The sequence below is a fragment of the Xanthobacter sp. DMC12 genome (genome assembly GCF_056314105.1).
The window spans coordinates 1127882-1142130 of record NZ_JBQUYZ010000001.1 but is presented as its reverse complement, the minus strand read 5'-3'; the positions used below and the strand labels follow the sequence as shown (position 1 = coordinate 1142130).

Here is a 14249-nt window from a genome sequence, read left to right as displayed (position 1 = left end):
GGGCTAAACCCCCGCCACCGCCTGCACATTCCGCCGGTGCACGGCCTCATAGGGCTCGAAGTACGAGATCGCCCCGGTGGCGAAGGCCTCCGCCGCGAACGCGCGCAGATCGAGCCCCGCCAGCGCCGGCTCGGCCTTCAGGCGCGTGAGCTTTTCCACATACAGCCGCGTTGCGTCGATGAGCGCCGGGCCGTAGCCGCCGCTGGCGATCACGTCGGGATCGCCGTGGCAGGGCAGGATGCGCGTCGCGTCCAGCACTGCGAGGCGCTGCAGCCCTTCGAGGTGGGCGGCGAGGCGGTCCGGCTCGTCCACATAGGTGATGGGGTCTTCCAGCGTGTCCCCGGCCAGAAGGATGCCGCCGGGCAGCAGCGCCACGGTGCCGTCGCGGCTGTGGATGTCCACGTGCACCAGCTCCACCGCAATGGTCCCCACGGTGAGGGCAAGCCGCGCCTCGAACAGCCGGTTGGGCAGGATGAGCGGGTTGATAGGCGGGTCGGCCGCCTCCAGCCGGGCGCGGTTTTCCCGCAGCAAGGTGTCCGTCTCCCGATTGGCGATGATCTCGCAATCGGCGAAGGCTTCGTTGCCCGCCACATGGTCGTCGTGCCAGTGGCTCAGCACCACGCGGATGCGCCGCGCGCCCCGCTCTTCCAGCGTGCGACGGACGATGTGGGCGTGGGCGAGGGTGATGTGGGTGTCGTAGACGAGGGCGTCGTCGCCATCGATCACGGCATAGGAGGCGATGCCGAGGGCAAACGCGCCGTCGTCCAGCCAGTTCTCGTGCGGCCCATGCAGCCGCCCACCGGGAATGCGCCCGTCATAGAAGGCGAGCACGCCGGGCGCCGGCTCCAGCACGCGCAGGGTGGAACCGGGGGCGGTGGCGCCTTCGGCCGTCACTCCGCCGCTTCGAGATTGTGCCCCAGACGGTGGGAGAGCGTGTGCAGCAGCTCCTTGGCCGCATCCGCGATGACGGTGCCGGGGGGGAAGATGGCTTCGGCGCCGAAGGCCTTCAGCGCGTCATAGTCCTGCGGGGGCACGACGCCGCCCACCACCACCATGATGTCGCCGCGGCCTTCCGCCTCCAGCGCCGCCTTCAGGGCCGGCACGAGGGTAAGATGGCCGGCGGCGAGGGACGAGATGCCGACGACGTGCACGTCGTTCTCCACCGCCTGCCGGGCGGCTTCCTCGGGGGTGGCGAAGAGGGGGCCGATGTCCACGTCGAAGCCGAGGTCGGCGAAGGCGGAGGCGATCACCTTCTGGCCGCGGTCGTGGCCGTCCTGGCCCACCTTGGCGACGAGGATGCGCGGCCGGCGGCCTTCGGCGGTCTCGAAGGCTTCCACCAGCTTCTGCACCTTGCCCACCTTGTCCGTCATGGCGGAAGCCTCGCGCTTGTAGACGCCGGAGATGGCGCGGATTTCGGCGCGGTGGCGGCCGAACACCTTCTCCAGCGCGTCGGAAATCTCGCCCACCGTGGCCTTGGCCCGCGCCGCCTCGATGGCCAGCGCCAGCAGATTGCCGTTGCCGGCGGCGCCGTTGGTGAGGGCTTCGAGCTTGGAGGCCACCTCGGCCGGGTTCCGCTCGGCCCGGAGGCGGTTGAGCTTGTCGATCTGCGCGGCGCGCACGGCGGCGTTCTCCACCTTGAGAACGTCGATGAGCCGGTCCTTCTGCGGCTTGAACTTGTTCACGCCCACCACGGTCTGGGCGCCGCCGTCGATGCGGGCCTGGGTGGTGGCGGCAGCCTCCTCGATGCGCAGCTTCGGGATACCGGCCTCGATGGCCTTGGCCATGCCGCCCAGCGCCTCGACTTCCTGGATGTGCGCCCACGCCTTGGCGGCGAGGTCGGCGGTGAGCTTCTCCACGAAATAGGAGCCGCCCCACAGGTCGATCTGCCGGGTGGTGCCGCTCTCCTGCTGGAGCAGGATCTGGGTGTTGCGGGCGATGCGGGCCGAGAAATCCGTGGGCAGCGCCAGCGCCTCGTCGAGTGCGTTGGTGTGCAGCGACTGGGTCTGGCCCTGCGTCGCCGCCATGGCCTCGATGGCCGTGCGCATGACGTTGTTGAACACGTCCTGCGCGGTCAGCGACCAGCCGGAAGTCTGGGAATGGGTGCGGAGCGGCAGGGACTTGGGGTTCTTGGCACCGAGGTCGGTCATCAGGCGCGTCCACAGGAGGCGAGCGGCGCGCAGCTTCGCCACCTCCATGTAGAAGTTCATGCCGATGGCCCAGAAGAAGGACAGGCGCGGCGCGAACACGTCGATGGGCAGGCCGGCGGCGGCACCCGCGCGGCCGTATTCCACGCCGTCCGCCAGCGTGTAGGCGAGTTCGAGGTCCTGCGTCGCCCCGGCTTCCTGCATGTGGTAGCCGGAAATGGAGATGGAGTTGAAGCGCGGCATCTCCTTCGAGGTGAAGGCGAAGATGTCCGAGATGATGCGCATGGAGGGTGCGGGCGGATAGATATAGGTGTTCCGCACCATGAACTCTTTGAGAATGTCGTTCTGGATGGTGCCCGAAAGCTTGGAGGCCGCCACCCCCTGTTCTTCCGCCGCCACCACATAGAGCGCGAGGATCGGCAGCACTGCGCCGTTCATGGTCATGGACACGCTCATCTGGTCCAGCGGGATGCCGGAGAAGAGCGTGCGCATGTCGTAGATGCTATCGATCGCGACGCCGGCCATGCCCACGTCGCCGGCGACGCGGGGATGGTCCGAGTCATAGCCGCGATGGGTGGCGAGGTCGAAGGCCACCGACAGGCCCTTCTGCCCGGCGGCGAGGTTGCGCCGGTAGAAGGCGTTGGAATCCTCGGCCGTGGAGAAGCCCGCATACTGGCGGATCGTCCAGGGCTGGGTGGCATACATGGGCGCATACGGCCCGCGCAGGAAGGGCGCGATGCCAGGGTAGGTGTCGATGTAGCCGAGGCCTTCGATGTCCGCCGGGCCGTAGAGCGGCTTCACCGGAATGCCCTCGGGCGTCGTCCACGCCTCGGCGGCGGCGGACGGGACGGCGGGGGCGGCGGCGCGCCAGTCGATCTCGGCGAAATTGGGGATCCGGCTCATGGCATCCATCCTGTCGCGCTTCATCCTAGCGCAAATGCAGTGCCGCCTCCATCGGAGGGGCGTTGGTCCGAAAAGCTCTCCCCTCTCCCCTTGCGGGAGAGGGGCTGGGGGTGAGGGGGCGGGCGGTTTCCCGTAGGCGTCCCTCTGCCCGAAGCAGCCTCACCCCTCACCCCAACCCTCTCCCGCAAGGGGAGAGGGAGCCCATTTGCTCGGGCGGAGAGGGAGGGGGCTATATCAACTCACACTCCCGCCGCCGCCTGAGCGCGCTTCAGCGTGTCGAGCGCGTCGCAGCCGGCGAAGATGAAATCGGTGACGCCGGCCGGAGCAAGCGTCGCCTGAAGCTCGGCGGCGGGCTTGCCGGCGAGCCAGACGGCGGTGGCGCCGGCAGCCTTCAGCGCCTCGGCCGCCGCCGCGCCCTCGGCGCCGTACACCTCATCGGAGGAGACGAGGCAGGCGAAGGGCGTGCCGGAGGCCTTGAAGGCGGCAAGAAGGGCATCATGGTCGGCGAAGCCGTCCGGCACCGCAGCGGCGATGCCGCCGGCCTCGAAGAAGTTCTTGGCGAAGGTGGCGCGGGCGGTGAAGGCGGCCACCGGGCCGAGGGCGGCGAGGAACACCACGGGCGCCTTGGGCGCAGCCTCAGCGGCGTCGCGCAAGGCCTCGAAGGATTCGGCAATGCGGGAGGGCGCGAGCGCGCCGTCCGCCACCGGGGCGGCGGGCGGCAGCGGCGCCAGCACCTCGGGCGCCTCCTGAACGAGGATGGGGAATTCGGACGTGCCGGTGATGGGGGCCTTGCGGGTGGCGACATCCGCGTCGCGCTTGGCCTTCACCTCGGCGATCTCGGCCTTGAACCAGCGGTCTTCCAGCACATCGGCCATGCCGCCGCGCTTCTCGATGGTGCGGAACAGGTCCCACGCCTTGGCCGCGAGGCCGTCCGTGTAGGCCTCCATGGCGCCGGCGCCGGCGGCGGGGTCGGCGACGCGGTGGACGTTGCTCTCCTCCAGCAGCATCACCTGCGTGTTGCGGGCGAGGCGGCGGGCGAAGGCATCCGGCAGGCCCAGCGCCTGGGTGAAGGGCAGAACGGTGACGCTGTCCGCCCCGCCGACGCCGGCCGCGAAGGCGGCGACCGTGGTGCGCAGAAGGTTCACATAAGGGTCGCGGCGGGTGAGGGAGCGCCACGCTGTCGTCGCGTGCAGCTTCAGCGGCTTTTCCGGCAGGCCGCACTCGCGCAGCACGGCGGCCCAGAGCAGGCGGAGCGCGCGGAACTTGGCGATGGTGGCCGTCTGGTTCACGTCCGCGACGAGGGCCGCCTCGATACGGCCGGCGGCCTCCTCCAGCGGGATGCCGGCCTCGGCATAGGCCTTCAGATACGCGACGAGGGTCGCGAGCACCGCCGCCAGTTCCTGCGCATCGGAGGCGCCGGCTGCGTGGTAGACGCCGCCGTCCGCCCGGGCGAAGGGGCCGGCGAAGCCGCGCGCTTTGAGGATGGCCGAGGTCTCGGCGAAGCGCTTGGCGAGCAGCGGCCACGCCATGGGCAGGGTGCCGTGGGCGGCGAAATCGCTCAAGGGGTCGAGGCCGAAGGAGACGGAGACGCCCTCCGGCTTGAAGCCGCGCGCCTCCACGAGGTCGGCGAAGGCGAGGGCATCCTCGCGCCCCTGGAAATTGCCGCTCTCGATGCGCACGTCGATGAGGTCGAGCAGCACGTCCTTCAGCACGACCGCGAGGTCCACGCCCTCCGGCAGGCCGAAGCCGTAGGCCGAGGGAGCGGCGGCGAAGACGAGGGACAGGCCCGAGGCGCCGCCGTCGAGGTCTTCCAGCGCCTGCGCATTGGCTTCGGCGGCGTCCGTCTGGTCCAACCGCATGGAGATGACCCACGGCGCCCCCGCCGGCCGTCCGGCGACGAGGGGCGCATCCGCCTTGCGCTCGGGCAGGGCATCCAGCGCCAGCCCTTCATAGGTGCGCGTCACCAGCCGCTTGTCATAGGGCGCGCCCTTCAGCACGCCTTCCACCAGCTTCAGCCAGTCCGCACGGGTGACGGGAGCGATGTCGGTTGCGAAGGGGAGGGCGGTGGCGTCGGTCATGTCAGGACCTCGGGAGGGAAGGGGAGGCGCCAGTGGGGCGTGTCGCCGGACAAACAATTCGGAGAGCGCAGTCATCGTCGTTTGCGCCCCCTCTCCCCTCGCGGGAGAGGGCCGGGGTGAGGGGGTGTTCGACGTTAGACTGAAATGCGGGGCGGAGACGCCTAGGCCCCCTCACCCCCAGCCCCTCTCCCGCGAGGGGAGAGGGGAGGCAAAGGGCAGCGCCTGCTCCCGCCTTCCCCATCACCGCCCCTCCCGCGCGGCCAGCGCGCGCTCGGCGTCCACGATGTAGTCGCGGATCACCGGCACGTCGTCGCGCTTCTCGGAGAGGAGGAGCTGGAACACCATGTTGGAGCCGTGCAGGAAGCCCAGCTCCACGGCGGCGAGGTAGAATTCCCACATGCGGCCGAAGCGCTCGCCCATCATGGCGTCGGCTTCCGCGCGGCGGGCCATGAAGTTCCGCCGCCAGGCGCGGATGGTCCAGTAATAGTGCAGCCGCAGCACCTCGCAGTCGTCCACCCACAGATGCGTGCGCTCGGTGGAGGCGAACACTTCCGACAGCGCCGGCACATAGCCGCCGGGGAAGATGTACTTGCGGATGAAGGGCGCCGTGGTGCCGGGGGGCGACATGCGGCCGATGGCGTGGATCAGCGCGAAGCCGCCCGTATCCAGCAGGTTGCGGATGGTGGTGAAATATTCGTCGAAATGGGCGACGCCCACATGCTCCATCATGCCGATGGAGACCACGCGATCGAACTTGCCGGTGAGGTTGCGGTAGTCCACCTCGCGGAAGTCGATGCGGTCGATCACGCCCGCCGCCTCGGCGAGGCGCCGGCTCTCGGCCAGCTGCTCGGGCGAGACGTTGATGGCGGTGACCTGCGCGCCGCATTCCTTCGCCATGTAGATGGCGAGACCGCCCCAGCCGGAGCCGATCTCGGCCACCCTCATGCCGGGGGAGATGTTCAGCTTGGCCGCGATATGGCGGAACTTGTTGCGCTGGGCGTCGGCCAGCGGCTCGTCGGGATGGGTGAAGTAGGCGCAGGAATACGCCATCGTCTCGTCCAGCCACAGCCGGTAGAAATCCGCCGGGTGGTCGTAGTGGGAGGAGACGTTCTCCTTCGCCTTGGAGACAGGGTTCGCCTGCTGGAACCGGCGCACCGAGCGCCACGCCTTGCGCAGGGCCTGCTGCACGGGGTGGGAGCCGAGGCCCTTGCGGTTCACCGAGAAGAGATTGAGCAGCTCGAACGCGCCGGCCCCATCCTCGAAGGAGAGGCGGCCGTCCATATAGGCCTCCGCCGCCACCAGCTCCGGATTGAAGAACAGGTCGCGCTCCAGCTTCTTGTCGTGCATCCGCACCGTGACGGAGGGGCCGTCCTTGCCCGAGCCGAACACGTGGCGCTTGCCATCGGCCGTGATGACCGTGAGCTGGCCCTTTTCCACGAAGCGGCTGAGGAGGTGGGAGAGGAGGCGCATTCAGAAGGCTCCGGCAGGCGCCCGCGCCCGCAGATGCGGGAGGGACGGGGAGGGGGCGAATGTGCCGGACATTTTCACATGACGGCGCGCGAGGCCACCCTCGTGCCCCGGCCGACTGGAGCGCGAGCGGAAGGAGAGCCGGGGCCCAGCGCAAAGGTACGCCGGAGGCGGCTCCTCTCCCGCCGATGCGGGAAACCGGCTGCTGCGCAGACTCCTCTCCTGGACCCCGGCTCCGCGCTCCGGCTGTGCCGTCGCTTGGCCGGGGAACGGGCGTCCGCTGGACGCCCGCAGGGAGAGGCCTTCCGCAAGCATCACGCGAATTCCAGGATCACCGCATCCACCGCGAGGCTGTCGCCCGCCTTGGCGTGGACGGACTTGACCACCCCGTCGCGCTCGGCGCGCAGCACGTTCTCCATCTTCATGGCTTCGACGATGGCGAGGATCTCGCCGTTCTTCACCTCCTGGCCGGGCACCACGGCGACGGAGACCACGAGACCGGGCATGGGGCAGAGCAGTTCCTTGCCGCCGCCGGCATTCTCCTTCTTCGGCATCAGCGCCGCGAGGGAGGCGGACAGCTCGGTGTAGACCTGCGCCTTGGTGGAGATGCCGCGGTGGGCGAGCACGTAGCCGTTGGGGATCGGGCGCACCTGCACCGCCACCTGATCGGCATCGATGGTGCCGGACCACACCACGTCGCCGGGCTTCCAGCTGGAGCGCAGCAAATGGATGTGGCCGGGCGTGCCGTCCGCCTCGAAGATCTGCACCTTGAAGCCGCCGTCCACCGCCTCGACCTCGCAGGGGGTGGAGAGCGTCGCCTCGCCGGCCGAAAGGTTGACGATGCGGCGCTTGGCGAAGCGCCACGTGACGCCCGAGGTCTGGCCGGAGATCTGGCGCTTGCGGGTGTTCTGGATGTGGTCGATCACCGCCGCCACGGCGGAGAGCGTGTGCACCAGTTCGCCTTCCGGCGCGCGGGCGACGAAGCCTTCCGGATATTCTTCGGCGATGAAGCCGGTGGAGAGGTTGCCCGACTGCCAGCGCGGATGCGCCATCAGCGCCGAGAGGAAGGGGATGTTGTGGCCGATGCCGTCGATGGCGAAGGCATCCAGCGCATCCGCCTGCGCCTCAATGGCGATGGCGCGGGTGGGGGCGTGGGTGACCAGCTTCGCGATCATGGGATCGTAGAAGATGGAGATTTCCCCGCCCTCATAGACGCCCGTGTCGTTGCGCACGGTGATGGGGCCGTCCTTGCCTTCCGCCGGGGGCCGGTAGCGCACGAGGCGGCCGGTGGAGGGCAGGAAGTTGCGGTAGGGGTCTTCCGCATAGATGCGGCTTTCCACCGCCCAGCCGGTGAGCTTCACGTCGTCCTGGGTGATGGTCAGCGGCTCGCCGGCGGCGACGCGGATCATCTGCTCCACCAGGTCGATGCCGGTGATGAGCTCGGTGACGGGATGCTCCACCTGCAGGCGGGTGTTCATCTCCAGGAAGAAGAAGCTCTTGTCCTGTCCGGCGACGAACTCCACCGTGCCGGCGCTGTCGTAGCCCACGGCCTTGGCGAGGGCGACGGCCTGCTCGCCCATCTTCTTGCGGGTGGCTTCGTCCAGCAGCGGGGAGGGGGCTTCCTCGACGACCTTCTGGTTGCGGCGCTGGATGGAGCACTCGCGCTCGCCGAGATAGATGACGTTGCCGTGCTTGTCGCCCAGCACCTGGATCTCGATGTGGCGCGGATCGACGATGAACTTCTCCACGAACACGCGGTCGTCGCCGAAGGAGGACTTGGCCTCCGAGCGGGCGCGGTCGAAGCCGTCCTGCACCTCGTCACGGCTGTAGGCGATGCGCATGCCCTTGCCGCCGCCGCCGGCGGAGGCCTTGATCATCACGGGATAGCCGATCTCGTCGGCGATCTTGGCCGCCTCCTCGCCCGAGGCGATCTCGCCGAGATAGCCGGGCACGGTGGAGACCTTGGCCGCGGCGGCCGCCTTCTTGGACTCGATCTTGTCGCCCATGGCCTCGATGGCATGGGGGTTCGGGCCGATGAAGACGATGCCGTGCTCGGCGAGGAGCTTGGGGAAGGAGGCACGCTCGGAGAGGAAGCCGTAGCCGGGATGCACCGCCTCGGCCCCGGTCTTCTTGCAGGCCTCCACGATCTTCTCGGCGATGAGATAGGACTGGGCGGCCTGCGGCGGGCCGATATGCACCGCCTCGTCCGCCATCTCCACATGGAGGGCGTCCTTGTCGGCGTCGGAATAGACGGCGACGGTCTTGATGCCCATCTTGCGCGCCGTCTTGATGACGCGGCAGGCGATCTCACCCCGGTTCGCGATCAGGATCTTCGAGAACATGGCGTTCGTTCCTTTGCGCCAGCGGCGCGAATAATCTCGGGTCGGGTCCTCGGCGCGCGCTCTCGTCCCTGCCGTCATGCCCCGGCTTGTCCGGGGCATCCACCCATCCGCTGGTTCGGGTGGTGGAGTGGATCCCCCGGACAAGCCGGGGGATGACGGCGGTTCACACGGGAGCGGCGGCCACAGGCAACGCGCTTCAGTTCTGCCCGCTCACACCGGCATGTTGTCGTGCTTGCGCGGGGGCTGCTCCAGCTTCTTGGTGCGGAGCATGGCGAGCGCGCGGGCGAGGCGGCGGCGGGTGGAGCGGGGGGTAATCACCTCGTCGATGAAGCCCCGCTCGGCGGCGACGAAGGGCGAGAGGAAGCGCTCTTCGTAATTCTTGGTCTGGGCGGCGATCTTCTCCGGGTCGCCCATGTCCTGGCGGAAGATGATCTCCACCGCGCCCTTGGCGCCCATCACCGCGATCTGGGCGGTGGGCCAGGCATAGTTCACGTCCGCGCCCACGTGCTTGGAGGCCATCACGTCATAGGCGCCGCCGAAGGCCTTGCGGGTGATGACGGTGACCAGCGGCACGGTGGCCTGCGAATAGGCGAACAGGAGCTTGGCGCCGTGCTTGATGAGGCCGCCGTATTCCTGCGCGGTGCCGGGCAGGAAGCCGGGCACGTCCACGAAGGTGACGATCGGTATCTCGAAGGCGTCGCAGAAACGCACGAAGCGGGCCGCCTTGCGGGAGGCGTCACTGTCGAGCACGCCCGCGAGCACCATGGGCTGGTTGGCGACGAAGCCGACCGTGCGCCCTTCGATGCGGCCGAAGCCGGTGATGATGTTCTTCGCGTAGGCCGCCTGGATCTCGAAGAAGTCGCCCTCGTCCACGACCTTCAGGATCAGCTCCTTCATGTCGTAGGGCTTGTTCGGGTTGTCCGGCACCAGCGTGTCGAGGCTGGCGTCGGTGCGGCCCGGATCGTCGAAGGAGGGCCACTCGGGCACGCCCTCGATGTTGTTGGCGGGCAGGAAGTCGATGAGGCGCCGGGTCTCCAGCAGCATCTCCACGTCGTTCTCGAAGGCGCCGTCGGCCACCGAGGACTTGGAGGTGTGGACCTTCGCGCCGCCCAGCTCCTCGGCAGTGACGGTCTCGTTGGTCACCGTCTTCACCACGTCGGGGCCGGTGACGAACATGTAGGAGGTGTCGCGCACCATGAAGATGAAATCGGTCATGGCGGGGGAGTAGACGTCGCCGCCGGCGCAGGGGCCCATGATGAGCGAGATCTGCGGGATGACGCCGGAGGAGAGGACGTTCCGCTTGAACACCTCGCCGTAGCCGCCGAGCGCCGCCACGCCCTCCTGGATGCGTGCGCCGCCGGCATCGAACAGGCCGATGATCGGCGCCCGCACCTTCACCGCCATGTCCTGGATCTTGGTGATCTTGCGCGCATGCTCCTCGGAGAGGGAGCCGCCGAACACCGTGAAGTCCTTGGCGAAGACGAAGACCTTGCGGCCGTTGATGGTGCCCCAGCCGGTCACCACGCCGTCGCCGGGGACCTTCTGGTCTTCCATGCCGAAGTCGACGCAGCGGTGCTGCACGAAGGTGTCGTATTCCTCGAAGGTGCCGCGATCGAGCAGCAGGCTGATGCGCTCGCGGGCGGTGAGCTTGCCGCGGGCGTGCTGCGCCTCGATGCGCTTGATGCCACCACCAAGGCGGGCGACACCCCGCCGGCTCTCGAGCTCCTCAAGGATGTCCTTCATGCCGGGCGCCTTTCAGTAGGGCCAGAGGTAGATTCAAGACTAGCGGGTTCCTGCGGCCGAGCCAGAGCTTTCCGGCTGGTTTCGCAAAGGCGTCCCGCACTTGCGTCGCAATCCGGCTAACAGGAGTTGCGACGCAGTGGAATATGTGAAAAATTGACAATGCGAATTGTAAATCGTTCACATTCCGGAACTCGAAGCTCTGGTGTCGCAGGACGTTAGGTTAGTCGCGGCGGGCTACCGTCGCACGTGCTGGAGGGGCCATGCGCCAGAAGGTGTTCGCCGGCCATGCGGTGCGCCGGCTGCGCGAGAAACTCGGACTGAAGCAGGGCGAGCTGGCCCAGCGCCTCGCCGTCTCGCCCTCCTACATCAACCAGATCGAGAGCAACCAACGCCCGCTCACGGCATCGGTGCTGATCGCCATCTCGCGCACCTTCGCGGTGGACATCACCTCCTTCGGCGCGGAAGACCTCGACCGGCTGGTGGCCGACCTGCGCGAGGCGACGGCCGATCCGTTGTTCAAGGACCTCGACCTCGGCCTTCAGGACATGAAGGCGGTGGCGAACCTCTCGCCGGCCTTTGCCCACGCCTTCCTGCGCATGCACGTCGCGCTCCGGCGCACGGCGGAATGGCGCGCCTCCCTCGATGACATGATCTCGGCCGGCGTCACGCCGGGTGCGGACGAGGCGAAGTTGATCCCCTACGAGGAAGTGCGCGACTTCTTCCATTACATTGACAATTACGTGGATGGCCTTGATCGCGCAGCTGAAAATGCCGCGACGTCACTTGGCATCATGGAAGGCGGCGACCCCGGCGCGGCCATCGCCGCACATCTCGCCCGGCGCCATCAGGTTCAGGTGGAAATCGGCGCGGCGGACCCCGACGCCCCCCTCTCCCGCTACGATCCGCGGGCGCGGCGCCTCGTGCTCTCCGGTGTGCTGCCGGCCGCGACGCGGGCGTTCCGCATGGCGGTCACCATGGCCCAGCTGGAGCATGGCGCGCTGGTGGAGCACACGGTCTCTTCCGGCGCCTTCCGCAGCCAGACGGCGGCGGAGATCTGCCGGCTGGCGCTGCAGAACTATTTCGCCGGCGCGCTGATCCTGCCCTACCGCCGCTTCCTCGATCTCGCCCGCCGCCTGCGGCACGATCTGGACCGCATGGCGCTGGAGACCGGCGCAAGCCTGGAGCAGGTGTGCCACCGCCTCTCCACCCTCCAGCGGCCGGGGGCGAAGGGCGTGCCCTTCTATTTCGCCAAGGTGGACCGGGCCGGCAACATCACCAAGCGGCATTCGGCGACGCGCTTCCAGTTCGCCCGCCACGGCGGGGCCTGCGCGGCGTGGAACGTCCACGAGGCGTTCGAGGTGGCGGGCCGCACCTTAGTGCAGGTGGGCGAGATGCCGGATGGCGCGCGCTACATCTGCCTTGCCCGCGCGGTGTCGAGCCCGGCGCTGCGTCATGGCCAGCCGGCGCGGGCCTACGCCTTCGGGCTCGGCTGCGAGGTCTCCTTCGCCCACGACATCGTCTACGCGGACGGGCTGGATCTCAAAGCCGCGCCGGTGGCCAAGCTCGGCGTCTCTTGCCGCATCTGCCCGCGCCGGGATTGCGACCTGCGCGCCTTTCCGCCCCTCGATCGCGACATCCGCATCGACGAAAACGTGCGCGATATCGTTCCGTTCACCATCTCCTGACGCAATTCGGCCGTGCCTGCGCTTGCGAAACGCCGCGCCTACGCACACGAAACGCCACGAGGGCCAGTTTAAAGTATGGTCCTCGGCTCGATGCGAGTCGCATGGGAGTGATCCATGAGGGTGCTGAAGCTGGCCGGCTGGGTTGCCGGGTTGGCCATGGCGGGGATGGTTTCGGCGCAGGCTGCGCCGGCCTTCTCCACGGCAAACGTCAACATCCGGACGGGGCCGGATACCGAATTCCCCAGCCTCGGCGTCATTCCCGACGGCTCGCCCATCGAGGTGGAGGGCTGTCTCCAGGACGAGTCCTGGTGCGACGTCATCTGGCAGGATTTCCGCGGCTGGGTGTACAGCGAATACATCGGCTACGAGCAGCAGGGCCGCACCGCGGTGCTGCCGGATTGGGGTCTCGCCGCGGTCGGCGTGCCGGTGGTCGCCTTCGCGGCGTCGCAGTACTGGAACACCTATTACGTCAATCGCCCGATCTATGTGAACCAGCCCTGGTATGCCGATCGCTACCGCTGGGAGGTCTATAACCCGCGGCCGCGTCCCGGCTGGGGCCCGCCGCCTCCCGGCCCGCGTCCGCCCGGCTGGTGGCGCACCAATTACGTCCCGCCTCCGGGGATGCGCCCGCCGCCGGATGCTCCGCGTCCGCCGCCCAACTGGGGCCAGCCCGGTTATCCCGGCAGCCCCGGCTATCCTCCGGGTCGTCCCGGCTATCCCGGCGGTCCTGGCGGCCCCGGCTATCCGGGCGGACCTGGCCAGCCCGGCGGTCCGGGTTATCCCGGTGGTCCCGGCCATCCCGGCGGTCCGGGCCAGCCCGGTGGACCGGGTGGTCCCGGCTATCCTGGCGGTCCCGGCCAGCCCGGTCAGCCGGGCGGTCCGGGTTATCCCGGTGGTCCCGGTCAGCCCGGCGGTCCTGGCGGTCCTGGCGGTCCCGGTCGTCCGGGCCAGCCCGGCGTGCCTCCGGGTCAGGTTCAGCCCGGCCAGCCGGGTATGCCTCCCGGACAGGGCCAGCCCGGTCAGCCCGGCGGTCGTCCGGGTCAGCCCGGTGTGCCTCCGGGTCAGGGCCAGCCCGGTCAGCCTGGCGGTCGTCCGGGTCAGCCCGGTGTGCCTCCGGGACAGGTTCAGCCCGGTCAGCCCGGCGTGCCTCCCGGACAGGTTCAGCCCGGTCAGCCCGGTGGTCGTCCGGGCCAGCCCGGTGTGCCTCCGGGACAGGTTCAGCCCGGCCAGCCCGGCGTGCCTCCCGGACAGGGCCAGCCCGGTCAGCCGGGCGGTCGTCCGGGCCAGCCGGGTGTGCCTCCCGGACAGGGCCAGCCTGGCCAGCCCGGCGGTCGTCCGGGTCAGCCCGGCGTGCCTCCGGGTCAGGGCCAGCCGGGGCAACCCGGCCAGCCCGGCCAGCCGGGCGCGCGTCCGGGCCAGCCGTCGCCGGCCGAACGCCAGCAGCAGTTGCGCCAGCAGCAGCAGGAGCTGAACCAGCAACGCCAGCAGCAGCAACAGCAGCTGCGCCAGCAACAGCAGGAGCAGATCCAGCAGCGCCAGCAGCAGCAACAGCAGATCCAGCAGCGTCAGCAGGAGCAGATCCAGCAGCGTCAGCAGCAGATGCAGCAGCAGCGTCAGCAGCAACAGCAGCAGATCCAGCAGATGAACCAGCAGCGTCAGCAGGAGATGCAGCAGCAGCGCCAGCAGTATCAGCAGCAGCGCCAGCAGCTGATTCAGCAGCAGCAACAGCAGCGCCAGCAGCAGCAACCCCAGCAGCAGCGTCAGCAGCCGCCGCAGCAGCAACAGCAGCAGCCGCAGCAGCGCCAGCAGCCGCAGGGAGGCGGCGGCAACCGCTGCCAGGGCCAGGACTGCCAGCAGCCCCGCTGACCCAGACTGAACGAAGAGGAG

Annotated in this window: 8 protein-coding genes; 2 read left to right on the top strand and 6 right to left on the bottom strand. The window is 69.1% G+C overall.

Going from position 1 to position 14249, the window contains the following annotated elements; genetic code table 11:
- Positions 1-3 precede the first annotated feature (3 nt).
- The 6 genes from ACT535_RS05310 to ACT535_RS05285 all read right to left on the bottom strand — a co-directional run bounded on the left by ACT535_RS05310 (position 4) and on the right by ACT535_RS05285 (position 10677).
- Complete coding sequence (locus tag ACT535_RS05310; RefSeq protein ID WP_476363572.1) at positions 4-894, bottom strand: MBL fold metallo-hydrolase; 891 nt, start codon at positions 892-894, stop codon at positions 4-6.
- Positions 891-3047 (bottom strand): methylmalonyl-CoA mutase, encoded by a 2157-nt coding sequence (gene scpA / locus ACT535_RS05305; RefSeq protein ID WP_476363571.1) that lies wholly within the window; start codon positions 3045-3047, stop codon positions 891-893. Before scpA ends, ACT535_RS05310 begins: the two co-directional genes overlap by 4 nt.
- A 239-nt stretch (positions 3048-3286) precedes the next feature.
- Positions 3287-5125 carry a methylmalonyl-CoA mutase subunit beta gene (locus tag ACT535_RS05300; protein ID WP_476363570.1) on the bottom strand — a complete coding sequence of 613 codons (1839 nt, stop codon included), beginning with the start codon at positions 5123-5125 and terminating at the stop codon, positions 3287-3289.
- Between the two features lie 240 nt (positions 5126-5365).
- Positions 5366-6595, bottom strand: coding sequence for a class I SAM-dependent methyltransferase (locus ACT535_RS05295; protein WP_476363569.1), 1230 nt, complete (start codon positions 6593-6595; stop codon positions 5366-5368).
- A gap of 311 nt (positions 6596-6906) precedes the next feature.
- Positions 6907-8934 (bottom strand): acetyl-CoA carboxylase biotin carboxylase subunit, encoded by a 2028-nt coding sequence (locus tag ACT535_RS05290; RefSeq protein WP_476363568.1) that lies wholly within the window; start codon positions 8932-8934, stop codon positions 6907-6909.
- Between the two features lie 210 nt (positions 8935-9144).
- Entirely contained in the window at positions 9145-10677 is a 1533-nt protein-coding gene (locus ACT535_RS05285; protein ID WP_476363567.1) for an acyl-CoA carboxylase subunit beta, read from the bottom strand.
- A gap of 260 nt (positions 10678-10937) precedes the next feature.
- Between ACT535_RS05285 and ACT535_RS05280 the strand changes: the two genes are divergently transcribed.
- Both ACT535_RS05280 and ACT535_RS05275 read left to right on the top strand, forming a co-directional pair.
- Positions 10938-12362, top strand: coding sequence for a helix-turn-helix domain-containing protein (locus ACT535_RS05280; RefSeq protein ID WP_476322876.1), 1425 nt, complete (start codon positions 10938-10940; stop codon positions 12360-12362).
- Between the two features lie 114 nt (positions 12363-12476).
- Complete coding sequence (locus tag ACT535_RS05275) at positions 12477-14228, top strand: SH3 domain-containing protein (RefSeq protein WP_476363566.1); 1752 nt, start codon at positions 12477-12479, stop codon at positions 14226-14228.
- The last annotated feature ends 21 nt before the right edge of the window (positions 14229-14249 follow it).

Bases quoted from the DNA above. Each gene is read 5' to 3' on its own strand.
- scpA (WP_476363571.1), bottom strand. From the start codon at position 3,047: ATGAGCCGGATCCCCAATTTCGCCGAGATCGACTGGCGCGCCGCCGCC.
- ACT535_RS05300 (WP_476363570.1), bottom strand. From the start codon at position 5,125: ATGACCGACGCCACCGCCCTCCCCTTCGCAACCGACATCGCTCCCGTC.
- ACT535_RS05280 (WP_476322876.1), top strand. From the start codon at position 10,938: ATGCGCCAGAAGGTGTTCGCCGGCCATGCGGTGCGCCGGCTGCGCGAG.
- ACT535_RS05285 (WP_476363567.1), bottom strand. From the start codon at position 10,677: ATGAAGGACATCCTTGAGGAGCTCGAGAGCCGGCGGGGTGTCGCCCGC.
- ACT535_RS05295 (WP_476363569.1), bottom strand. From the start codon at position 6,595: ATGCGCCTCCTCTCCCACCTCCTCAGCCGCTTCGTGGAAAAGGGCCAG.
- ACT535_RS05275 (WP_476363566.1), top strand. From the start codon at position 12,477: ATGAGGGTGCTGAAGCTGGCCGGCTGGGTTGCCGGGTTGGCCATGGCG.
- ACT535_RS05290 (WP_476363568.1), bottom strand. From the start codon at position 8,934: ATGTTCTCGAAGATCCTGATCGCGAACCGGGGTGAGATCGCCTGCCGC.